Source organism: Streptomyces sp. NPDC090077, from assembly GCF_044747545.1.
In the GTDB taxonomy this organism is placed as follows: domain Bacteria; phylum Actinomycetota; class Actinomycetes; order Streptomycetales; family Streptomycetaceae; genus Streptomyces.
Window position 1 is genome coordinate 17,658 of the sequence record NZ_JBIVEG010000010.1, and the last position, 20,790, is coordinate 38,447.

Sequence of the window (20,790 nt, forward strand, 5' to 3'; positions counted from 1 at the left end):
TTGGGTCGCGGCGACCCCTGCGCATGCGGAGACCATCCGAGGAAAACAGTGGCATCTCGATGCCATGAAGGCCGACGACCTCTGGAGGATCAGCCGTGGCGAAGGTGTGACCGTCGCCGTGATCGACACCGGCGTTGAGCGAATCCCTGAACTTGAGGGCCAAGTTCTACCGGGTAAGGACTTTGCGGCAGGTCAGACGGGATACGAGTCAGACGAGCGAAACGACTATGGGAAGCACGGCACTGGCATCGCGGCAATGATTGCTGGTTCCGGTAGGCATCCGAGCGGTGACGGAGCCTATGGATTGGCGCCAGCAGCAAAGATCCTCCCGATTCGGGTGCCGCATGAGATGAGCCCCTCCACTCCATCCTGGGCTTCCGCCATCCGTTATGCGGCCGATTCTGAAGCCAAGGTCATCAACATCTCTTTGGGGAAGTCCGGTTCAGTTGAGGATGACCGCGCTCGCTCTGAGGCGGCTAAGTATGCCCTCGCAAAGGGGAAATTGATCTTCGCCGCCGTCGGTAATGATGGTGACACCGTGAATCGGGTGGAGTATCCGGCGGCGACGCCTGGAGTCGTTGGCGTGGGAGCCGTGGGATCCGATGGCGGTTCGACCAAGGAGTCGCAGCACGGACCGCAGGTTGATTTGTCTGCCCCGGGCATGGACATTGTCACGGCCTGTGCAGGTGGGACGGGGCTGTGCACCACCCACGGCACCAGTGACGCCGCCGCACTCGCATCGGCCTCCGCCGCCCTCCTCTGGTCCGCCCACCCCACCTGGACCAACAACCAGATCCTCCGCGTCCTCCTCAACACCGCCGGCAAGCCCGTCGACGGCGTCGAGCGCAACGACTACGTCGGCTACGGCGTGGTCCGCCCCCGCATCGCCCTCCCCACCCCCGGAGACCCCGGCCCGGCCGACGTGTACCCCCTGCCCGACCTCGCCGCGGCGGCAACACCGGGCACCTCCGTTCCCCCGACCGGGGGGAAGACCACCCCGACCCCTGCGCCGCAGGCCGGTGCTGCGGTAGACAAGGGCGACGGCAACGGCAACGGCAGCCTCCCCTGGATCGCCCTCGGGCTGGCGGCCTGCGTCCTCATCGGCGGGGCCGTCGCCGCAACCGTCGTACGGCGGTCCAGGCACTGAGAGCCGAGGCGGGGAGCGGGAGCACACCTGATGTCCTTCGAGCAGGAGTGGTCCGCCGCGCGCGCCGCCGCCGCGGCCAACATCTCGACGCGCCTCAACCAGACGGCCCCCACCGCCGGCTCCGCCGACCTCGCCCTCGACCAGGACCACATCGGCGCCATCGGCAGCGAGGCGTACCAGCTGCACTCCCGCCTCCAGGCCGACGGCCGGCACGCCGCCACCGCCTCCGCCGAGGCCGCCGCCGCGCTGTCGCGCGAGGGCTTCGGCAGCGGGGCCGCGCTCGCCAGGGCGAACAGCCGCTGGGAGTCCCAGGTCAAGACCCTCACCGCCGCCTGCGCCCAGATCTCCAACGGACTGAACTACTCCCTCTCCTCCCACCGCCGGGACGAGCAGTGCCTCTACGCCGAGTTCACCGCCTCCAAGCTCGACGCGTACCTCAAGTAGCCGGGCCGGCAGACCCACCGTGCCGACGTACGAGAACGTGCTCAACGCCCCCGTCGACAAGCTCGCCGCCGCCGTCCGCGACTGGCGGGCCATGGCCGCGAAGCTGGAGGAACTGGCCGAGGCCGCCCGCAACGGCATGAAGGCCAAGTCCGACAAGGCCGAATGGAGCGGGGTCACCGCGGGCGTGGCACGGCCGTTCGTGGACAAGACGGCCAAGGAGTTCGAGGACGCCGCCAAGGAGGCCAAGGGCATCCACCAGGCCCTCGCCCAGGGCCACGCCACCTTCAGCTCCTCCCGCGACCGGCTCAGGCGGATCGCCGAGGAGGAGGCGCCCGCCGCGGGCTTCCGGGTCGACGGCAAGGGGAAGGTCGAGGCGTTGCCCCTGGCCACCGAAGCCGACCGCCACGCGGCGCGCCACGACCCCGACTACCAGGAGTCCCTCCGCGTCAACCGGCCGCTGTGGCAGGCGAAGGTGGACGCCGCCGTCGACGCCTGCGACGACGTGGACCGGTCCCTCGCACGCCTCCTGAACGCCAACGTCGCCGACGACCACGACTTCACCGCCCCGAAGTACGCCGGTCTCACCGCCGAACAGGCCGGCCGCGCCACCGACCTCGCCCGCAAGGGCCGCAACCTCTCGCACGCCGAGCTGGCGGAGCTGAACGAACTGCTGGCCGACAACGCCAGGAAGCCCGAGTTCGCCACCTCCTTCTACGGGAACCTCGGCCCCCGGGGCGCGCTCCGGTTCTTCGGCGCCATGGCGACCGACACCCACCCCTACGGCCACCTCGACGAGCAGCGGCTGGCGGACGTCCGGGAGCTCCAGAGGAACCTGGGCCTCAACCTGGCCACCGCCACCCGCTCCACGACCGAGCCGCACCTGCCCGACGGCTACGCCCAGGAGCTCCGCAGGCTCGGCACCCAGCAGATCCCGCTCGGGCGCTACGAGCAGAACCCGCCGTTCGGGTACCAGCTGCTCGGCGGGATCATGCGCTACGGGAACTACGACCCCAGGTTCCTGGTCCCGATCGCCGAGCACGCCACGCAGATCCACGCCAAGGACCCGGACTTCTTCAACCGGGGCCGCAGGCCGGGCGCCGGCTACGGCGGCAACCTGCTGAACCCCTCCGGGACCAACGGCGCCGGCTACGACCCGGTGGTCGGCTTCCTGGAGGCGCTGGGGCACAGCCCGCAGGCCTCGGCGCAGTTCTTCAACCCGGAGCACCCGCACCAGGCCTACAACCTGGACGGTACGGAGCGGTCCGGAGCCCCGTACCTGGGCAAGGACGCGAAGGGGGGCGTCGTGAAGAACTACCTCGACTTCTTCACCAGCGAGACGTACCGCCCCACCGTCGACACGGAGGGCATGAACCCGGACGACGTGAGGAAGGCCCGGAGGTACGTGCCCGACGCGCTGGGGCACGCCCTGGAAGCAGCCGCCCTCGGCCACGCCTGGGACGATCCCGCGCCGCGGCTCGACCGCACCGAGGACGGTGCGCGGGTCATGGAGGCCGTCGCGGTGAAGTACGGGGGCGACGCGGGGCTGCTCAAGCGACACGAGGTGCTCGCGGACAGCCTGGGCCGCATGACCGCCGGGTACGTCGACGACGTCAACCGTGCACTGGACGACAAGGGGGACGCGAGCGTCTTCGCCCCGGGGGCCGGCGGGGGGCAAGCGCATGCGGAGCTGGAGCGCGAGGAGGCCCGTGACCTGCTTGCCGCACTGGGGCAGCACCCCGACGCCTACGCCACCGTGTCCACTGCCGAACGCGTCCATGTCGCGAGCGTTCTGGAGAGCCGGACGGTGCACGACGGCACGGTCGACGAAGGCCGGGCCCGGGCGGTCGTCCGTACCGGTGCCGAGGCGCAGGGGATCCTCGACGAGTCCCGCGCCGGGCAGGTCCGGGCGGTCGGCGAGAAGGAGCACGAGGCGTACGAGAAGGCGCACGAACGGAGCTCCCACTGGGTCGAGTTCGGCACCACCGCCGCGATCGCCGCCGGTGTGGCCTTCCTGCCCGCCACGGCCGCCGCGGCCGGCGCGGCGGCGGTCGTCGTCCCGCTCGCCGTGGACACCGGCAGCGGGGCGGTGGAGCAGGCCGCCTCGGGCGTCATCGGAGAGTGGTCCGACGAGGCCAAGCAGGAGCACAAGGACGAGGTCGACGGCCGGACGCACGACTCCAACAAGGCGATGTTCCGGGCGGGGGAGCACAGCGCCGAGGCGCCCATGAGGCAGTTCGCGGAGCGCCACGGCATCGACCCCAACAGCGACTTCGGCAACGACCTCACCGAGTCGGTGCGCCTCGGGTACGTGTCCGGGAACTCCGTCGCGCGGCAGCAGGGCCACGAAGCGCAGACGAAGGGCGCCGAGTAAAGACGGCGAAGGCCGTCCGGGGGCTTGGGGCCCCGGACGGCCTTCGGGCTGCGCAGAAGCCGTGACCGGAATTGAACCGGCGTGCCTCGCTTTGCAGGCGAGTCCCTCAACCACTCGGGCACACGGCTGGGTGTGTGGTGACGAGTACGAACGTACGGGGGCCGCCGGGCGGGGGGGAAGGGTGGCGCGGGGGCTGCAATGTGACTGCCATGCCGCGTTCACACGGGCTCGGGGACCTAGGTCGCGGGGCCGAGGCGGGATCGGTCGAAATGACAGGGGCGAGAGTGGCTCGTGGACCTTACTCTGGGGCGATGAGCGCCCTTGAACCCCGGATATCAGAGACCACCGCCGCCCCACCGCCGCAGGGCGGCATCCTCGGGCCGGCGTACCGGACGCTCAGCATCGGGATCATCTCGGTGATCTTCCTGATCGCCTTCGAGGCCACCGCCGTCGGGACCGCGATGCCCGTCGCCGCGCGGGAGCTGGACGGGATCGGGCTCTACGCCTTCGGGTTCTCCGCGTACTTCACCACCAGCCTCTTCGCCATGGTGCTGTCCGGCCAGTGGGCCGACCGGCAGGGGCCGCTGCGGCCGCTGACGGTGGGGATCGGGGCCTTCGCCGCCGGGCTGGTGTGTTCCGGGACCGCGCAGCTCATGGGCGTGTTCGTGGTGGGGCGGGCGGTGCAGGGCTTCGGGGGCGGGCTGGTGATCGTCGCCCTGTACGTGGTGATCAGCCGGGCCTACGAGGAGCGGCTGCGGCCGGCGATCATGGCGGCCTTCGCCGCGAGCTGGGTGGTGCCGTCGATCGTCGGGCCGCTGGCCGCGGGGACGGTCACCGAGCACCTCGGCTGGCGGTGGGTGTTCCTCGGGATCCCCGCGCTGGTCGTCATCCCGCTGATGGTGGCGCTGCCGGCCATCCGGCGCGCCGCTTCCGGGCCGGTGGAGACCGCCGGCGGGCCCCCGCCCTTCGACCGGCGGCGGATCCGGCTGGCCCTCGGGATCTCGCTGGGCGCCGGGCTGCTCCAGTACGCCGCCCAGGACCTGCGGTGGCTGTCGCTGCTGCCCGGGATCGCGGGCGCGGCCCTGCTGGTGCCGGCGGTACTGGGGCTGCTGCCGCGCGGCACCTACCGGGCGCGGCGCGGGCTGCCGTCGGTGGTGCTGCTGCGCGGGGTGGCGGCGGGGGCGTTCATCGGGGCCGAGAGCTTCGTGCCGCTGATGCTGGTGACCCAGCGCGGCCTGAGCCCGACCTGGGCGGGCTTCTCGCTGGCGCTGGGCGGGGTGACGTGGGCGCTGGGCTCCTGGGTGCAGTCGCAGGGCCGGACGGCGCCCTACCGGGAGCGGCTGATGGTCACCGGGATGGTGATGGTGGCCGTGGCCATCGCGGCGGCCCCGGCCGTGCTGGTCGAGGCGGTGCCGGTGTGGACGCTGGCCCTGGCCTGGGCCGTGGGCTCGCTCGGGATGGGGCTGGTGATCGGCTCGACCAGCGTGCTGCTGCTGAAGCTGTCGGCGCCGACGGAGGCGGGTGCGAACTCCGCCGCGCTGCAGATCTCGGACGCCCTGGCGAACGTGGTGCTGCTGGCGGCCGGGGGTGCCGCGTTCGCCGCGCTGGGCGGGGGAGCGGTGGGCGCGGGGCACGCGGCGACGGCGGGGGCGGGTGCCTCGCACCCGGCGGCCTTCCTCGTGGTCTTCCTGCCGATGGCCTGCGTGGCCCTGGTGGGGGCGTGGGTGGCGACCCGGCTGGATCCGGTGCCGGAGAAGGCGGGGGCCGCCGCGGTCTGAGGGCAGGCGCCCCCGGAAAACCGGGTGAGTGGGGCCCGATCCGGTCGTTACGCTCCGGCCGTGAACGTGAACGAGCTGGTCCCCGCGCTGTCCGACGCCGAGCGCGCCGAGCTGTCCGACCTCGCCGACGCCACGGGGGTGACCCCCGAGGCCCTGGCGCTGGAAGCCGTACGCGCGCACCTGCGCCGGGAGCGCGAGCGCGTCGGGGCCGAGGCCGCACGGCTGGCGGAGCGGCACGCCGGGCTGCTGGACAGGCTCGGCCGGTGAGCGCCGGGGCCGGGGTCCGGCACCTGACCCTCGCCGAGGTCCTGGACCTCGCCCGGCACGCCTGCCTGGCCCGGGAGCAGTCCGTGGAGCTGCGCGCCCCGGGGCTCCTGGAGTCGGCGGTGCACCGCCCGAGGGCCCGGATGTTCGGGGTACCGGCCTACGAGGACCCGTACGAGCAGGCCGCGGCGCTGCTGCACGGCATCGCGGTGAACCACCCCCTCGTCGACGGGAACAAGCGCACGGCCTGGCTGGCCGCCGCGGTCTTCCTCGCCGTGAACGGAGTGGATCTCGCGGACGCCGACCAGGACCGCGCGTACGACCTGGTCATCGACGTGGCGTCGGGCCGCGAGTCCGATCTCGCCTTGATCGCCGGGCGGTTGCGCTCGCTGTGACGTGTGCACGGCGGAGGGTGCGCGGGCGGATGTGACGCTCGCCGCACCCGCCGAGGTCACGGGCCTGTCCCTCCGCGAGGGGCGGGCCCGCGCCGGTAAGGTGGCCCGGTTGTCCTACGTACGACCACCACGTCGGCGGGGACGGCCACGACTGCCACGACCGCCGAGAGCAACGAACCGGAGACCGTGACTACTACCGCCTCCCACCACCTCTCACCCGCCTTCCCCGGCCGTGCCCCCTGGGGTACCGCCAGCAAGCTGCGAGCCTGGCAGCAGGGGGCGCTCGACAAGTACGTCCAGACCCAGCCGCGGGACTTCCTCGCGGTCGCCACCCCCGGCGCCGGCAAGACCACCTTCGCGCTCACCCTCGCCTCCTGGCTGCTGCACCACCACGTGGTGCAGCAGGTGACCGTGGTCGCGCCGACCGAACACCTGAAGAAGCAGTGGGCGGAAGCCGCCGCCCGGATAGGCATCCGGCTCGATCCCGAGTACTCGGCCGGGCCGCTCAGCAAGGACTACCACGGGGTCGCCGTCACCTACGCGGGCGTCGGCGTGCGCCCGATGCTGCACCGCAACCGCTGCGAGCAGCGCAAGACCCTGGTGATCCTCGACGAGATCCACCACGCCGGCGACTCGAAGTCCTGGGGCGAGGCCTGCCTGGAGGCCTTCGACCCGGCGACCCGCCGCCTGGCGCTGACCGGTACGCCCTTCCGGTCGGACACCAACCCGATCCCGTTCGTCACGTACGAGGAGGGGAACGACGGGATCCGGCGGTCCTCCGCCGACTACACCTACGGCTACGGCAACGCCCTCGGCGACGGCGTCGTCCGCCCCGTGATCTTCCTGTCCTACAGCGGCAACATGCGCTGGCGCACCAAGGCCGGCGACGAGATCGAGGCCCGCCTCGGCGAGCCGATGACCAAGGACGCCATCTCGCAGGCCTGGCGCACGGCCCTGGACCCGCGCGGCGACTGGATGCCGAACGTGCTGCGCGCCGCCGACCAGCGCCTGACGGAGGTCAGGAAGGGCATCCCGGACGCCGGCGGGCTCGTCATCGCCGCCGACCAGGACGCGGCGCGCGCGTACGCCAAGCTGATCCGGGAGATCACGGGCACGAAGGCGACCGTCGTGCTCTCCGACGACACGGGCGCCTCGAAGAACATCGACACCTTCAGCGCGAACGACGACCGCTGGATGGTCGCGGTCCGCATGGTGTCCGAGGGCGTCGACGTACCGCGCCTCGCGGTGGGCGTGTACGCGACGACGATCTCGACCCCGCTGTTCTTCGCGCAGGCGGTCGGGCGTTTCGTGCGCTCGCGCAGGCGCGGCGAGACGGCCTCCGTGTTCCTTCCGACGATCCCCTACCTGCTCGGCTTCGCGAACGAGATGGAGGTCGAGCGCGACCACGTCCTCGACCGGCCGAAGAAGGCGGGGGAGGACGAGGACCCGTACGCCGAGTCCGAGAAGGAGATGGAGGAGGCGAACCGGCAGGAGGACGAGGACACCGGCGAGGACGAGCAGATGTCCTTCGAGGCGCTGGAGTCCGACGCCGTCTTCGACCGGGTGCTGTACGACGGCGCCGAGTTCGGCATGCAGGCGCACCCGGGCAGCGAGGAGGAGCAGGACTACCTCGGCATCCCGGGGCTGCTGGAGCCGGACCAGGTGCAGCTGCTGCTGCAGAAGCGGCAGTCGCGGCAGATCGCGCACAGCCGCCGCAAGCCCGACGCGGAGTCGGACCTGCTGGAGCTGCCGGCCGAACGGCGGCCGGTGGTCTCGCACAAGGAGCTGCTGGAGCTGCGGAAGTCGCTGAACACGATGGTGGGCGCGTACGTCCACCAGAGCGGGAAGCCGCACGGCGTGATCCACACGGAGCTGCGCCGGGTCTGCGGCGGGCCGCCGAGCGCGGAGGCGACGGCCGGGCAGCTGAAGGAGCGGATCAAGAAGGTGCAGGAGTGGGCCACCCGGATGCGGTGAGCCGCTGCTGCTGCCGCTGAGGATGCGGAACGGGGTCCGTGCGCCGGTGCGCACGGACCCCGCTCTCGTGGTGCCTCGATCAGGCGGTGACGCGGCGACGCTTGCCGGTGCCGGCGACCAGGGCCGCACCCATGGCGAGCGCCACACCGCCGGCGCCGAGCGCCCAGCTGGTGGCGGCGTCGGCACCGGTCTCGGCGAGCTCGCCGCCGGTGTTGGTGCTGCCGCCGTTGTTGCCGGAGCCGGTGTTGGTGTCGACGATCGGCGTGGTGCCGCCGCCGTTCGGCTTGGTGTCGTTGCCGCCACCGGTGTTGCCACCGTTGTTCTGGCCGCCCGTGTTGCCGCCGGTGTTGCCACCGCCGGTGGAGCCCTTGACGATCTTCGACGTGTAGAACTGCGCGTCGGACGCGAATTCCTCGTCGATGTTGTTGCTGCCGCCGGCGACGACGAACTCGATGCTGCCGAGCGGAGCGTCCTTGCTGAACTTCATCCGCAGCTTGACCGTGAAGACCTCGTCCTCGTCGACGTAGCTGTCGAAGACGGTGCCGGCGGTCTGGCCCGACGGGTCCTTGTCGGCGGCGACCCACTTCTTGCCGTCGAAGATCTGGATGTCGAGGTGCTTGGCGTTCAGCGTGCCGTGGTCGTTGCCGCCGAGAACGGCGAAGCCGTAGTCCTCGAAGCCCTGGATGCCGCGGTTGTCGACCTTGAGGGTGACCTCGGTCCACTCGCCGCCGGCCTTGAAGCCGCCCGCGGGCAGACCGCTCAGGCCGAGCTTCGGGCCCTCCTTGTACTCGTCGCCGTCCTCCACCTGCGGGGCCGGGGCCGGCTTGGAGGCCGGCTTCTCGGCGGCGGGCTTGGCCGGGGCCGGGGCGGGCTTCGCCGGGGTCTCCGCGGCGGGCTTGGCCGGGGTCTCGACGGCCGGCTTCGCCGGGGTCTCGGCGGCGGGCGCGGCGTCTTCCTTCGGCGCCGAGTCCGGCGTCGTCACGGCGGTGTTGTTGGCCTCGTCCGCCATGGCGGGCGTGGCCATGAGGACCGTCGGACCGACGACAGCTGCGGCGGCCACGACGGCCATGCGCTTCAGCTTCACTGTTGCTTCTCTCCCCTTGGTGTGCATCCGAGGCACGGTGCGCCTCGCCCCCCCAACATCTTTTTGAACACGATCAGAGTAATGGGCGGGTAAACCGATTTTCGGTCAGGGGACATTACGAATCGATACAGTCCCGCGCAGAAAACGGCTGAAACCGGCAGTAGGCGCCCGGATTCTGGACGAGGTCTTTCGCTCAGCGGACTCGCTCGCTACTGTCCCCGCATCGAACGCCCCGTGGCAGCGCCGCCGCGGGAGCGCAGCCGGTGCCTTGGCCGCTACCGGCGGCCTCTCCGTGCGTCGCCGAGGGACCGGCAGCGCTGCACCGCGTGGGAGTCACCGCCGCCCACCTAAAGAAGAGGGAGAGGCGTCGTGACCGCGGAAACCTCCCAGACTCTCGACCGGGGACTCAGAGTCCTCAAGCTGCTCGCCGACACCGACCACGGTCTGACCGTCACCGAGCTCTCCAACCGCCTCGGTGTCAACCGCACCGTCGTCTACCGCCTGCTCGCCACGCTGGAGCAGCACGCCCTGGTCCGCCGCGACCTCGGCGGCCGGGCCCGGGTCGGGCTCGGCGTGCTGCGCCTGGGCCGGCAGGTCCACCCGCTCGTGCGCGAGGCGGCCCTGCCCGCCCTGCGCTCCCTCGCCGAGGACATCGGGGCCACCGCGCACCTGACCCTCGTCGACGGCACCGAGGCCCTCGCCGTGGCCGTCGTGGAGCCCACCTGGACCGACTACCACGTCGCCTACCGGGCCGGCTTCCGCCACCCCCTGGACCGCGGCGCGGCCGGCCGGGCCATCCTGGCCGCCCGTCAGGGCTCGCTCATCGAGCCCGGCTACACCCTGACCCACGGCGAGCTGGAGGCGGGCGCCAGCGGCGCCGCCGCACCGCTCGTCGGGATCACCGGCCTGGAGGGGAGCGTCGGCGTCGTGATGCTCGCCGACGCCGTGCCGGAGCGGGTCGGGCCCCGCGTGGTCGACGCGGCCCGCGAGGTCGCCGACGCCCTGCGCTGAGCCGCCACCGGGGCCGCCACCGGGCCCACCGCCGTACGCGCCTTCCCGCCGGGCCGCCAGACCGCCGCGGGGAGGCCGCGGCGGCCGGGCTCCGGGCCCGGCGGAACGGGCGGGGAGGCCCGGGTCGGTAGATTGGCCGGGTGCTCTCTCGCCTCACACGTCTGCCGCGTCCCGCCGCCCTGGCCGTCTGCGCCGCGCCCGTCCTCGCGCTGTTCGCCGTCGCCGCCCTCGCACCGCTGCCCTTCGTGGTGGCCGTGCCGGGCCCCACGGCCGACGTACTGGGCTCCGACCAGGGCAAGCCGGTGATCACCGTCACCGGCGCCCCGGTGCGCGACACCAAGGGCCAGCTCCGGATGACCACCATCCGTGCGACCGGCCCCTCCTCGACGATGAAACTGCCCGAACTGATCGGCCACTGGTTCGGCACCGACCACGCGGTCATGCCCCGGGAGTCGGTGTATCCCTCGGGCGGGAGCGACCAGCAGATCGAGGAGCACAACCTGCAGGAGATGGCCCAGTCGCAGTCGGCCGCCGCGGCCGCCGCCCTCGGCTACCTCAAGAAGGACCCCAAGGACGTCAAGGTCCAGCTCAACCTCGCCGACGTCGGCGGCCCGAGCGCCGGACTCCTCTTCACCCTCGGCATCGTCGACAAGCTCGACGGCGACGGCAGCGGCGGCGAACTCACCGGCGGCCGCACCATCGCCGGCACGGGCACCATCAGCGCCGACGGGACGGTCGGCGCGGTCGGCGGCGTGGGCCTGAAGACCCAGGCCGCGCACCGCGACGGGGCCACCGTGTTCCTCGTGCCGAAGGCGGAGTGCTCGGACGCGCAGTCCGACCTCCCCGAGGGTCTCCGGCTGATCCCCGTCACTTCGCTGACGGACGCGGTGAACTCCCTGCGGGCGCTGAACCGGAACGAGGACGTTCCGTCCTGCTGACGGAGGGCTTCCGGTCGAGGCCGCGCCAGGACGGGAAGACGAGCGGGGTCAGCGTCGCCAGCAGGTAGACGGCGGCGAAGGCCAGCAGGGCCGGGTTCACGCCGAGGGCGTCGACCAGCAGGCCCGCCGCGAGACCGCCCATCGGCATGGCCAGTTCACCGCCCGCCATGCTCACGCTGGAGACCCGGCTGCGCATCTCCTCCGGCACCAGCTCGGAGATGACCGTGGTCAGGATCGGGTTGAGCATCCCCGCGCCCAGGCCGGCCAGGGCCATGGTCACCGCGAGGGGCAGCGGGGTGCCGGTGACGGCGGCGACCACGTAGCGGGTGGCCCCGGAGAGCAGGAAGGCGCCCGCGAAGACCGCCCGGCGGGGGAAGCGCTCGCCCACGGCCCCGTAGAGCAGGGCCCCGAGCAGGGCGAAGCCGCCGAACAGGGAGACCATCAGGCCGAGGGTGGTGGCTCCGCCGAGGGCCTCGCGGCCGTGGACCGGGAGGAGCACGGAGGACCAGCCCTGGTCCAGGCCGTTGGTCACCATCACCATGAGGGTGATGCCCAGCAGGAGCCGGGAGCGGGTCAGGAACCGCCAGCCCTCGGCCAGGTCGGCGCGGTAGGCGGCGAACGAGGGCTTCTCGGCGGCGCGTTGGGGCTCCGCGGCCGGGACCCCGCGCAGGAAGGCGGAGACCAGGAGGGCGGAGACGGCGAACGTGGCCGCGTCCAGGAGGAGGACGCTCTCGGCGCCGAAGACCGCGATGAGGACGCCCGCCACCGCGGCCCCGATCATCCGGGCCCCGCGGGAGACGGCGTCGTAGAGGCTCGCGGCCCGGGCGACGGTGGTGCCGGCGTGCTCGGCGAGGCTCGGCAGCAGCACGTAGCGGGCGGTCAGCCCCGGGGTGTGCACGAGTCCGCCGACGGCCATCAGCGCGCACAGCATCCAGAAGTCGAGGAGCCCCGCGTGGTGGAGGAGGGGGATCGCCCCGACCGACACGGCGCAGATCGCGTCGGAGGCCGCGGAGACCCGGCGGCGGCCGATCCGGTCGATGACCGGGCCGCCGATCAGGGCGGCGACGACGACCGGGAGGGTGGCGCAGAAGGAGACGATCCCGGCCCGGCCGGCGCTGCCCGTGGTCTGGAGCACGAACCACGGGACGCCGATCAGGGTGAGCGAACTGCCCGCGATGGAGACCGTGTTGGCGGCCAGGACCGCCGCGAAGGGCCGCCGGCTCACGCGGCTGCGTGGTGGGCGGGATGCGCCAGGCGGGTTCCGGCGGCTATGAGGGCCTCGCCGAGCCGGCTGCGCAGGGCGCCGGGGAGGGCCGACGGGGCGGGGGAGGCGGGGGCGGCTTCCCGGGCGAGGCGCCAGGCGGCGGCCTCGGCGGCGAGTTCGGCGGTGCGGGCGGCGTGTGTCCGGGCGTGCGGGAAGGCGTGCATGGCGGGACTCCTTCTGGGTGAACGCGAGATGGTGCGGGAATCAGGCGGGGTCAGGCGGGGGGCAGGCGGTGCCGCGGCGCGGGAAGGCGTGCGTGTGGAAGCGGACCGTCTCGGCGTCCTCGGTCTGCGGCAGGTCGCGGTAGCTGTTGACCAGCTCGTGCACCCGGTGGATCAGCTCGTGGCTCTGGGCGGGCGTCAGGCGCAGCGTGAAGTCGCTGAGGTCCGAAGAACTCCGCCACTCCTTGGGCCAGTTGTGGGCGTCGCCGAGCCAGGTGTTGGTCTCCTGGGCGTGGATCGCCGCGATCTCGTGGAGGAAGGTGCCGGCGGCGCCGCGGGTCTCCGGGTCGTCGTCGTACATGAGCGACTCGTCGAAGGCCGTGCCGTCGTGGGCGGCCTTCCACCAGCGCTCCCGGCCCTTGCCGTGCCCCGGCGCGTCCTCGACGAAGCCGTGCGCGGCGAGCTGGCGCAGGTGGTAGCTGGTCGAGCCGCTGGACTCGCCGAGCCGCTCCGCGAGCTGGGAGGCGGTGGCGGGCCCGTCGCGGCGCAGGGCGGCGAGCATGCGCATGCGCAGGGGGTGGGCGAGGCCGCGCAGGGAGCGGGCGTCGAGCGTGCGGACCGTCGGCTGCGGCGGCGGTCCCGAGGGGGTTCCGGCGTTCTTCTCGGGCATGCCTCAACAGTAGAGTTGCAAAGAGTTCTCTGCAAGGGTTTCTTTGCAACCATTTCTTTGGAAGTCCGGTGCGGGCCTGGGCCCGGGGTCAGTCGTCCGCGGCCGCCTGCTCCACCAGGGGGATGATCCGCAGCGGGACCGGGTTCTCCATGACGATCGCCGTCGACGCCCGCACGATCCCCTCGAAGGCCACCACCCGGTCGATCACCCGCTGGAGGTCGGCGTTCGACCGCGCCACCAGCCGGCACAGCATGTCCCCGTGCCCGGTCGTCGTGTGCAGCTCCAGCACCTCCGGGACGCCCGCCAGGTGCGCCCGTACGTCCGCCCCCTGGCCCTGCTTGATCTCCAGCGTGGCGAACGCCGTCACCGGATAGCCGAGCGCCGTCGGGTCGACCTGCGGGCCGAACCCGCGGATGACCCCGTTCGACTGGAGCCGGTCCAGCCGGGCCTGCACCGTCCCGCGCGCGACGCCCAGCCGGCGGGAGGCCTCCAGGACGCCGATGCGGGGCTCGCGCGCCAGCAGGACGATGAGCCGCCCGTCGAGTTCGTCGATACCCATGGAAGCCTTCCCTCGGTCAGCTGGTCATACTGCACAGATCTCTCAGTCATCCTCGGATCTCGCTGGGCATTCTGTACAGCAGAAATGGAAACTATTGCGCAGCTTGTGGAAGAGCGGGAATCTGCGCTCATGACTGAGACCCTGGACACCACCCCGCAGACCGCGCGTGAGGCAGACCCCTTCCCGGTGAAGGGAATGGACGCGGTCGTCTTCGCCGTCGGCAACGCCAAGCAGGCAGCGCACTACTACTCCTCCGCCTTCGGCATGAAGCTCGTCGCCTACTCCGGACCGGAGAACGGCAGCCGCGAGACCGCCAGCTACGTCCTGACCAACGGCGCAGCGCGGTTCGTCCTGACCTCGGTCATCAAGGCGACCACCGACCACGGCCGCTTCATCGCGGAGCACGTCGCCGAGCACGGTGACGGCGTCATCGACCTCGCCATCGAGGTCCCGGACGTCCGCGCCGCCTACGCGTACGCCGTCGAGCAGGGCGCGCGCGGCCTGGACGAGCCGTACGAGGTCAAGGACGAGAACGGCACCGTCGTGCTCGCCGCCATCGCCACCTACGGGCAGACCCGCCACACCCTCGTCGAGCGCGTCGACTACGACGGCCCCTACCTGCCGGGCTACGTCGCCGCCCAGCCGATCGGCACCCCGCCGGCCAAGCGCACCTTCCAGGCGATCGACCACTGCGTCGGCAACGTCGAGCTGGGCCGCATGAACGAGTGGGTCGCGTTCTACAACAAGGTCATGGGCTTCACGAACATGAAGGAGTTCGTGGGCGACGACATCGCCACCGAGTACTCGGCGCTGATGTCGAAGGTCGTCGCGGACGGCACCAAGAAGGTGAAGTTCCCGATCAACGAGCCGGCGATCGCGAAGAAGAAGTCGCAGATCGACGAGTACCTGGACTTCTACAACGGCCCCGGCGTCCAGCACATCGCGCTGGCCTCCAACGACATCGTCGCCACCGTGCGCACGATGCGGGCCGCGGGCGTGGAGTTCCTGTCCGTGCCGGACACGTACTACGACACCCTCGGCGAGTGGGTCGGCGACACGCGCGTGCCGATCGACGAGCTGCGCGAGCTGAAGATCCTCGCGGACCGCGACGAGGACGGCTACCTGCTGCAGATCTTCACCAAGCCGGTGCAGGACCGCCCGACGGTGTTCTTCGAGATCATCGAGCGGCACGGCTCGATGGGCTTCGGCAAGGGCAACTTCAAGGCGCTGTTCGAGGCGATCGAGCGGGAGCAGGAGAAGCGGGGCAACCTGTAGGTCGCGCGGTCCCGGTGCGCGGGGCGTTCCCCGGGGGCTCCGCCCCCAGACCCCCGCGCCTCAAACGCCGGCGAGGCTGGACAATCCAGCCTCGCCGGCGTTTGAGGCGACGGGCGCGGTAGCGCCGTAGAGGGTCAGCCCCGCGCAGCGGAGGGCTTCGGCTTCGGCTTCGGGGCCGCCGCAGGCTTCGGCTTCGGGGCCGCCGCAGGCTTCGGCTTCGGCGCCGCAGGCCTCGGCTTCGGGAGTTCCGGCGCCACCCACGGCGTGCGCGGCTGCATGTTCTCCGGGCCGCCCGACGGGGGCTGTCCGATCGAGGCCAGGGCGTCCTTCGCCAGCGGCCCCCGGACCGGGGAGAACACCGGGTTCGTGCGCAGCGCCGTCTGCAGGCTCCGGCGGGTCGCCGCCTCGTCGCCCAGCCCGCGCTCGATCACCGCCCGGTGGTAGGAGAACTCCGCGCTCCGCAGGCCCAGGTCGGTCGCCTTCTTCGCGTACTCCAGCGCCTGCGCGTCCTCGCCGCCCTTGTGCAGCGCCCACCCCAGCGCGTCGGCCACCTGCACGCTCTTGTGCCGCTCCCACTCCGCCGACAGGCGCCGCACCGCCTGCGCCGGATCGCCGTGGTCCGCCTCGTACAGGCCGAGGACGACCTCCTCGTTCACCCCGTTCGCGCCGCCCGCCGCCGCCAGGACGGACAGTGACCGGTACGGGGCACGCGCCTCCTCCGGACGGTCCAGCGAGTCCAGCAGCTCGCCCAGCTCCAGCGCCAGCCGCGGCACCGGGGTGCGGCCCAGCGCCAGCCGGTAGTCCCGCACCGCCTCCCCGCCCCGCCCCAGCGCGGCCAGCGCCCTGGCCCGGCCGCCCAGCGCCTCGCCCTGCGCCGGGTCGGTGCGCAGCGCGGCCTCGTACTGGCGCAGCGCCTCGGCCGGGTCGCCGCGCTCCCACGCCAGTTCCCCGAGCCGGAACAGCACGTACGCCTTCTCCGCCGGGGACTTCGCCTCCCCGCCCGCCGCCTCCAGCGCCACCACCGCGTCCTCGCGCCAGCCCCGGTCCCGGTACACCTGGGCCGCCCGCAGATGGGCCGCCAGGCCCGGCCGGAGCTCCATCAGCCGGTCCATCGCCCGCTGCGCGGCCTTGTAGTCGCCGAGGCCCGTGTACGCGTCCACCAGGACCGGGTACGCCGTCCAGCGCCGCGGCGCCTGCGCCCGGACCAGCTCGCCCCACTTGCGGGCCGTCGCGAAGTCCCGCCGGGCGCCGGCCAGCGCGCCCATGCCCGTCATCGCGTCGAAGTTGCCCTTCTCGGCCGGGCGGACCTCCAGCGACCGCTTGAGCGCCTTCTCCGCCTTCGGGTACCAGGCGGAATCGGCCGTCCGCCGGGCCTGTTCCAGGTACGCCGAGCCGAGCACCGCCCACGAAGCGTCGTCGTCGGCGTGCGCGGCCACCCACTTCTCCCGGTCCGCCACCAGCGCCGTCAGGTCCACCGCCGCCGCGGGGGCTCCCATGCCGACCGCGGAGGCGGCCCGTTCGCTCGGCCCGGGCGGGCGCGCGTCGTCACCGGTGCGGGCCGGGCGGATCAGCAGGGCCCCGGCGATCAGGACCACCGCGACCGCGGCCGCCACGACCGTCTTGCGTCCGGTGAAGGTCACGGGCGGCGCGGGCTGCTGGGATTGCTCGTCGAAACCGTGCATGCGCTCACTGTGCGTCAATATGAAGAGCCCGCCGAGGTGTCCGAAGCCGGTCGCGGCCGTGTTCACACCGATGGCCCCGGCTGTCACTGTGGCCCCATGGCTGACGATCTCATCGCGCGACTCGGCGAAGGACTCCCGCCCGGGGCGCTGCTGACCGACCCTCAGGTGACCGCCTCCTACGCCCGCGACACCGCGGGCTTCTGCGCCGCCGGCACCCCCGCCGCCGTCGTCCTGCCGCGGACGGTGGAGCAGGTGCAGCACGTCATGCGGACCGCCACCGCCCTACGGGTCCCCGTGGTCCCGCAGGGCGCCCGTACGGGCCTCTCCGGGGCCGCCAACGCCTCCGACGGCTGCATCGTGCTGTCCCTCGTCAAGATGGACCGGATCCTGGAGGTCTCCGCCGTCGACCGGATCGCCGTCGTCGAACCCGGCGTGGTCAACGCCGTCCTCTCCCGGGCCGTCGCCGAACAGGGCCTCTCCTACCCGCCCGACCCCTCCAGCTGGGAGCAGTGCACCATCGGCGGCAACATCGGCACCGCGTCCGGCGGGCTGTGCTGCGTGAAGTACGGGGTCACCGCCGAGTACGTGCTCGGGCTGGACGTGGTGCTGGCCGACGGGCGGCTGCTGCGCACGGGGCGGCGTACCGCCAAGGGCGTCGCCGGGTACGACCTGACGCGGCTGTTCGTCGGCTCCGAGGGCACCCTCGGGGTGGTGGTCGGGGCCGTCCTCGCGCTGCGGCCGGCGCCGCCGCGGCAGCTGGCGCTCGCCGCCGAGTTCCCCTCGGTCGCGGCCGCCTGCGAGGCCGTCTGCGCCGTCATGGAGGCGGGCCTGACGCCCTCCCTGCTGGAACTGATGGACCGTACGACCGTCCGCGCCGTCAACGCCCTCGGGAAGATGGGCCTGCCCGAGACCACGGAGGCGCTGCTGCTCGCCGCCTTCGACACCCCGGACGCGCCGGCCGCCCTGGAGGCCGTGGCCCGGCTGTGCACCGCCGCCGGGGCGGCCGCCGTCGTGCCCGCCGAGGACGAGGCGGAGTCGGAACTCCTGCTCCAGGCCCGCCGGATGTCCCTCACCGCCCTGGAGGCGCTGCGGCCGGCGACGATGATCGACGACGTGTGCGTACCGCGGTCGCGGCTCGCCGAGATGCTGGACGGGACGGCCGCCATCGCCGACCGGTACGACCTCCTCATCGGCGTCTGCGCGCACGCCGGCGACGGCAACACCCATCCGGTGGTCTGCTTCGACCCCGCCGACGAGGACGAGGCGCGGCGGGCCCGCGGGTCCTTCGACGAGATCATGGCCCTGGGGCTGTCCCTGGGCGGGACGATCACCGGGGAACACGGGGTGGGGATGCTGAAGAAGGAGTGGCTGGCCCGCGAACTCGGCCCGGTCGGGCTGGAGATGCAGCGCACCGTCAAGCAGGCCTTCGACCCGCTCGGGCTGCTGAACCCCGGCAAGCTCTTCTGAGGCCCCTCCGTGCGGGGCGCCGGTCACAGGTCGCCGTCCGCGGACTCGTCGGAGGGCCACGGGTCGCGCAGCCACAGCTCGTCGGCCGGGGTCGGGGTGAGCAGCGCGGCCAGGGCGGCGTCCAGGCCGAGCCGCTCCGCCTCCGTGCCGGGCGGAACCACCCGCAGGGTGCGCTCCAGCCAGGCCGACACCGAGCCCGCCGGGGCCTCCAGGAGGGCGTCGCCGTCGGGGGAGCTGAGTGCCATGCACAGGACGGACTGGTTGTCGATCTTCACGGGCCAGATCCGGACGTCCCCGTGGCCGCACGGGCGGAACACCCCCTCCACGAGCAGCTCGCGGGCGAAGGTCCAGTTGACCGGGGCGCTGGAGCCGGTGTGGAAGGTGACGTGGACGGCGTAGGGGTCGTCGGTGAGGTACAGCAGCTTCGCGGGTACGGGGACGCTGCGCTCGGGGGAGAGGACCAGCTTCAGTTCGAGTTCGCGCTCGATGACGGGGTGGTGCATCGCGGCCTCACTTCGGTGCGTTCGTCTGCGGACGCGGGACGGTTCTCGCCCCGCAGGAGGAGAGAGCCCGCTGCTGCCCGGCTATGACGCGGGTTTCCGCACCGAATGTCAGGTTGGCCGAAACCTGTCGGCTGTCCGGAATCGGTCGGGTGGGGTGGAGGCGGGGCGGAGGTGGGGCGAGGTTCGCCCGAAGGCTTGGAATCTCCCGTTACCGGACCTGCCGGGCGGGGGTTCTTGGCTATGGTCCTCCCCTTGGGTCCTCCCCTGCACAAGCCTCAAGCCACGATCGGAGTTGGGGACATTGACGGCCTCCCCTGGTGACGGAGAGCACGCGGCCCGCGAGGGCTACTACCCCGACCCGTCCATCCCCGGGTACGTCCGGTACTGGAACGGCGCGTCCTGGGTTCCGGGTACGAGCCGTCCCGCCGTTCCCGCTGCCGTCCGGGTGGAGGAGACGGGGCCGGTGTTCCTCGACGACACCTCGATGACGGAGGCCCTCCGGGCCCCGGCCCCGGCCCCCGCGTGGGGCGCCGCCGGCCACGGGGACGCGGGGGCGGGCCGGGAACGCGGTCCGGCCCCGGGCGGCGGGCCCGGGTCCGGGGAGGGCGGGTGGCAGGTCGACCCCGTCCACCAGGCCGGCTTCGGCGGGCCCCGCGACGCGCGGGTCTCCTGGGGCGACCCGGCGGAGCCCGAGCCCGGCCGGCCCGCCGGGATCTCCCTGGCCCGGCCCGCCGCCCCGGCCGCCGCCCCCGCCCCGGCCGCCACCGCGCAGCGGCTCCCGGCGCAGGCCGCCGCCGAGAGCATCGGCATCCTGTCGGCCCGCCCGCCGGCCTGGCCCGACGCCCCGGGCGCCGGCGCCTCGGGCCTCACCTCCAGCTGGCCGGAGGCCGCCCCGGAGGCCCCGCCGCGGCGGCCGCAACCCGAGCCGCATCCGGAGCCGCACCCCGGGCCCGCGCCGGAGCCGGCCCGCCGGGCCACGCGCCCCGGGCCGGCGGACCGCACCCCGGCCCCGGAGCCCGCACGCCGCGCCCCGGAGCCCGACCGCTGGGACCCCGACCGCCGGGACCCCGACCCCTGGCCCTCCGACCCGGTGCGGACCCCCGGGCGGGACCGCTGGGCCCCGGATCCGGAGGCCCGCGCCCCGGGCCCGGCACGGACCCCCGCCCCGGACCGGCGCGCCCCCGGGGCGTACGGGGCGCCCCCGCGGTCCCGCGCCGCCGCTCCCGCACCCCCGCCGGAGGCCGCGGCGGAGCCGCCCGTCCGGGAGGACGGCCGGGCCGTCTTCGAGCGGATGGCGGAGCGGGCGACGCGGCCCGCCGGGCTGGGGCGGCGGGGGACGGCACGGGTGCTGGACTCCCTCGTGCACGCCGCCTTCGCCGCGGCCGCCCTGGTGCCCGTCGTACCCCGCGTGACGGCCCATCTGGAGGCGAAGGTCGCCGCCGCCAAGGCGAGCGGGCGCACCACCACCGTGTACCTGCTCGACGCCACCACCGCCGGGTACCTGGGTGCCCTGCTCGCCGCCGTCCTGCTCTTCGGCGTCCTCTACGAGGCGCTGCCCACCGCCCGTTGGGGCCTCACCCCGGGCAAGAAGCTGCTCGGCGTGCGCGTGCTGGCCGCCGCGACCCTGCGTCCGCCCACCTTCGGCGCGGCCCTGCGCCGCTGGCTGGTGTTCGCCCTCCTGGGGCTGCCGGGCAGCCTGTGGTGCCTGGTGGACCGCCCCCGTCGGCGGGCCTGGCACGACCGCGCGGCCGGGACGTTCGTGACCCGCTGACCGGCCCGCGCGTACCGGTGGCGGCGCCCGTG

Annotated in this window: 19 protein-coding genes and 1 tRNA gene; 12 read left to right on the top strand and 8 right to left on the bottom strand. The window is 73.3% G+C overall.

The genetic code is table 11. The features are described from left to right. Window positions 1–64 precede the first annotated feature (64 nt). The 3 genes from mycP to ACIPW5_RS18440 are packed head-to-tail and all read left to right on the top strand — an operon-like array spanning window position 65 to window position 3,962. Window positions 65–1,147 (top strand): type VII secretion-associated serine protease mycosin, encoded by a 1,083-nt coding sequence (mycP, locus tag ACIPW5_RS18430; RefSeq protein ID WP_401246185.1) that lies wholly within the window; start codon window positions 65–67, stop codon window positions 1,145–1,147. Window positions 1,148–1,177: 30 nt separating this feature from the next. After that, entirely contained in the window at window positions 1,178–1,591 is a 414-nt protein-coding gene (locus ACIPW5_RS18435; RefSeq protein WP_401245837.1) for a hypothetical protein, read from the top strand. Window positions 1,592–1,610: 19 nt separating this feature from the next. After that, window positions 1,611–3,962 carry a hypothetical protein gene (locus ACIPW5_RS18440; RefSeq protein ID WP_401245838.1) on the top strand — a complete coding sequence of 784 codons (2,352 nt, stop codon included), beginning with the start codon at window positions 1,611–1,613 and terminating at the stop codon, window positions 3,960–3,962. Between the two features lie 56 nt (window positions 3,963–4,018). Here the strand turns inward: ACIPW5_RS18440 and ACIPW5_RS18445 are convergent. Then, window positions 4,019–4,090: transfer RNA gene (locus ACIPW5_RS18445), tRNA-Cys, on the bottom strand. A gap of 183 nt (window positions 4,091–4,273) precedes the next feature. Between ACIPW5_RS18445 and ACIPW5_RS18450 the strand changes: the two genes are divergently transcribed. The 4 genes from ACIPW5_RS18450 to ACIPW5_RS18465 all read left to right on the top strand — a co-directional run bounded on the left by ACIPW5_RS18450 (window position 4,274) and on the right by ACIPW5_RS18465 (window position 8,373). Next, complete coding sequence (locus ACIPW5_RS18450) at window positions 4,274–5,740, top strand: MFS transporter (RefSeq protein ID WP_401245840.1); 1,467 nt, start codon at window positions 4,274–4,276, stop codon at window positions 5,738–5,740. A 60-nt stretch (window positions 5,741–5,800) separates the two neighbouring features. Beyond that, window positions 5,801–6,007 (top strand): hypothetical protein, encoded by a 207-nt coding sequence (locus ACIPW5_RS18455; protein WP_401245842.1) that lies wholly within the window; start codon window positions 5,801–5,803, stop codon window positions 6,005–6,007. Then, on the top strand, window positions 6,004–6,399 hold the full coding sequence (locus ACIPW5_RS18460; protein ID WP_401245844.1) for a type II toxin-antitoxin system death-on-curing family toxin: 396 nt from the start codon (window positions 6,004–6,006) through the stop codon (window positions 6,397–6,399). Before ACIPW5_RS18455 ends, ACIPW5_RS18460 begins: the two co-directional genes overlap by 4 nt. Window positions 6,400–6,585: 186 nt before the next feature. Further along, on the top strand, window positions 6,586–8,373 hold the full coding sequence (locus tag ACIPW5_RS18465; protein WP_401245846.1) for a DEAD/DEAH box helicase: 1,788 nt from the start codon (window positions 6,586–6,588) through the stop codon (window positions 8,371–8,373). 79 nt (window positions 8,374–8,452) lie between these two features. Here ACIPW5_RS18465 and ACIPW5_RS18470 read toward each other — a convergent pair whose 3' ends face one another. Further along, window positions 8,453–9,457 carry a hypothetical protein gene (locus ACIPW5_RS18470; protein WP_401245848.1) on the bottom strand — a complete coding sequence of 335 codons (1,005 nt, stop codon included), beginning with the start codon at window positions 9,455–9,457 and terminating at the stop codon, window positions 8,453–8,455. A gap of 369 nt (window positions 9,458–9,826) precedes the next feature. On the opposite strand from ACIPW5_RS18470, the gene ACIPW5_RS18475 reads away from it, so the two are divergent. Together ACIPW5_RS18475 and ACIPW5_RS18480 are read left to right on the top strand one after the other, a co-directional pair. Further along, window positions 9,827–10,468 (top strand): IclR family transcriptional regulator, encoded by a 642-nt coding sequence (locus tag ACIPW5_RS18475; protein ID WP_007264382.1) that lies wholly within the window; start codon window positions 9,827–9,829, stop codon window positions 10,466–10,468. Between the two features lie 140 nt (window positions 10,469–10,608). Next, a complete protein-coding gene (locus ACIPW5_RS18480; protein WP_401245850.1) occupies window positions 10,609–11,406 on the top strand; it encodes a S16 family serine protease in 798 nt (265 codons plus the stop codon). Here ACIPW5_RS18480 and ACIPW5_RS18485 read toward each other — a convergent pair. From ACIPW5_RS18485 to ACIPW5_RS18500, 4 genes are all read right to left on the bottom strand, one after another. After that, window positions 11,336–12,631, bottom strand: coding sequence for an MFS transporter (locus tag ACIPW5_RS18485; protein WP_401245852.1), 1,296 nt, complete (start codon window positions 12,629–12,631; stop codon window positions 11,336–11,338). The two genes, ACIPW5_RS18480 and ACIPW5_RS18485, sit on opposite strands and share 71 nt — an antisense overlap. Beyond that, window positions 12,628–12,834, bottom strand: coding sequence for a hypothetical protein (locus ACIPW5_RS18490; RefSeq protein ID WP_401245854.1), 207 nt, complete (start codon window positions 12,832–12,834; stop codon window positions 12,628–12,630). Before ACIPW5_RS18490 ends, ACIPW5_RS18485 begins: the two co-directional genes overlap by 4 nt. 40 nt (window positions 12,835–12,874) lie before the next feature. Then, window positions 12,875–13,501 carry an ArsR/SmtB family transcription factor gene (locus ACIPW5_RS18495; protein ID WP_401245856.1) on the bottom strand — a complete coding sequence of 209 codons (627 nt, stop codon included), beginning with the start codon at window positions 13,499–13,501 and terminating at the stop codon, window positions 12,875–12,877. Between the two features lie 88 nt (window positions 13,502–13,589). Further along, on the bottom strand, window positions 13,590–14,060 hold the full coding sequence (locus tag ACIPW5_RS18500) for an Lrp/AsnC family transcriptional regulator (protein WP_401245858.1): 471 nt from the start codon (window positions 14,058–14,060) through the stop codon (window positions 13,590–13,592). Window positions 14,061–14,189: 129 nt separating this feature from the next. On the opposite strand from ACIPW5_RS18500, the gene hppD reads away from it, so the two are divergent. Beyond that, a complete protein-coding gene (hppD, locus tag ACIPW5_RS18505; RefSeq protein WP_401245860.1) occupies window positions 14,190–15,335 on the top strand; it encodes a 4-hydroxyphenylpyruvate dioxygenase in 1,146 nt (381 codons plus the stop codon). 134 nt (window positions 15,336–15,469) lie between these two features. On the opposite strand, the gene ACIPW5_RS18510 is transcribed toward hppD, so the two are convergent. Beyond that, the gene (locus ACIPW5_RS18510) at window positions 15,470–17,017 is read right to left on the bottom strand and encodes a tetratricopeptide repeat protein (protein WP_401245861.1); all 1,548 of its coding nucleotides are present in this window, start codon (window positions 17,015–17,017) and stop codon (window positions 15,470–15,472) included. Window positions 17,018–17,113: 96 nt separating this feature from the next. On the opposite strand from ACIPW5_RS18510, the gene ACIPW5_RS18515 reads away from it, so the two are divergent. After that, window positions 17,114–18,484 carry an FAD-binding oxidoreductase gene (locus ACIPW5_RS18515; protein WP_401245863.1) on the top strand — a complete coding sequence of 457 codons (1,371 nt, stop codon included), beginning with the start codon at window positions 17,114–17,116 and terminating at the stop codon, window positions 18,482–18,484. Between the two features lie 23 nt (window positions 18,485–18,507). Here the strand turns inward: ACIPW5_RS18515 and ACIPW5_RS18520 are convergent, their stop codons facing one another. Continuing rightward, on the bottom strand, window positions 18,508–18,987 hold the full coding sequence (locus tag ACIPW5_RS18520; protein WP_401245865.1) for an SsgA family sporulation/cell division regulator: 480 nt from the start codon (window positions 18,985–18,987) through the stop codon (window positions 18,508–18,510). A gap of 301 nt (window positions 18,988–19,288) precedes the next feature. Between ACIPW5_RS18520 and ACIPW5_RS18525 the strand changes: the two genes are divergently transcribed. Continuing rightward, window positions 19,289–20,758, top strand: a complete 1,470-nt coding sequence (locus tag ACIPW5_RS18525; protein ID WP_401245866.1) for an RDD family protein — start codon at window positions 19,289–19,291, stop codon at window positions 20,756–20,758. Window positions 20,759–20,790 lie beyond the last annotated feature (32 nt).

What these genes read in the sequence shown, in the direction of transcription:
- mycP (WP_401246185.1), top strand. Translation starts at nt 65, where the DNA reads ATGAAGGCCGACGACCTCTGGAGGATCAGCCGTGGCGAAGGTGTGACC.
- ACIPW5_RS18450 (WP_401245840.1), top strand. Translation starts at nt 4,274, where the DNA reads ATGAGCGCCCTTGAACCCCGGATATCAGAGACCACCGCCGCCCCACCG.
- ACIPW5_RS18495 (WP_401245856.1), bottom strand. Translation starts at nt 13,501, where the DNA reads ATGCCCGAGAAGAACGCCGGAACCCCCTCGGGACCGCCGCCGCAGCCG.
- ACIPW5_RS18490 (WP_401245854.1), bottom strand. Translation starts at nt 12,834, where the DNA reads ATGCACGCCTTCCCGCACGCCCGGACACACGCCGCCCGCACCGCCGAA.
- ACIPW5_RS18500 (WP_401245858.1), bottom strand. Translation starts at nt 14,060, where the DNA reads ATGGGTATCGACGAACTCGACGGGCGGCTCATCGTCCTGCTGGCGCGC.
- ACIPW5_RS18520 (WP_401245865.1), bottom strand. Translation starts at nt 18,987, where the DNA reads ATGCACCACCCCGTCATCGAGCGCGAACTCGAACTGAAGCTGGTCCTC.
- ACIPW5_RS18435 (WP_401245837.1), top strand. Translation starts at nt 1,178, where the DNA reads ATGTCCTTCGAGCAGGAGTGGTCCGCCGCGCGCGCCGCCGCCGCGGCC.
- hppD (WP_401245860.1), top strand. Translation starts at nt 14,190, where the DNA reads ATGACTGAGACCCTGGACACCACCCCGCAGACCGCGCGTGAGGCAGAC.
- ACIPW5_RS18515 (WP_401245863.1), top strand. Translation starts at nt 17,114, where the DNA reads ATGGCTGACGATCTCATCGCGCGACTCGGCGAAGGACTCCCGCCCGGG.
- ACIPW5_RS18510 (WP_401245861.1), bottom strand. Translation starts at nt 17,017, where the DNA reads ATGCACGGTTTCGACGAGCAATCCCAGCAGCCCGCGCCGCCCGTGACC.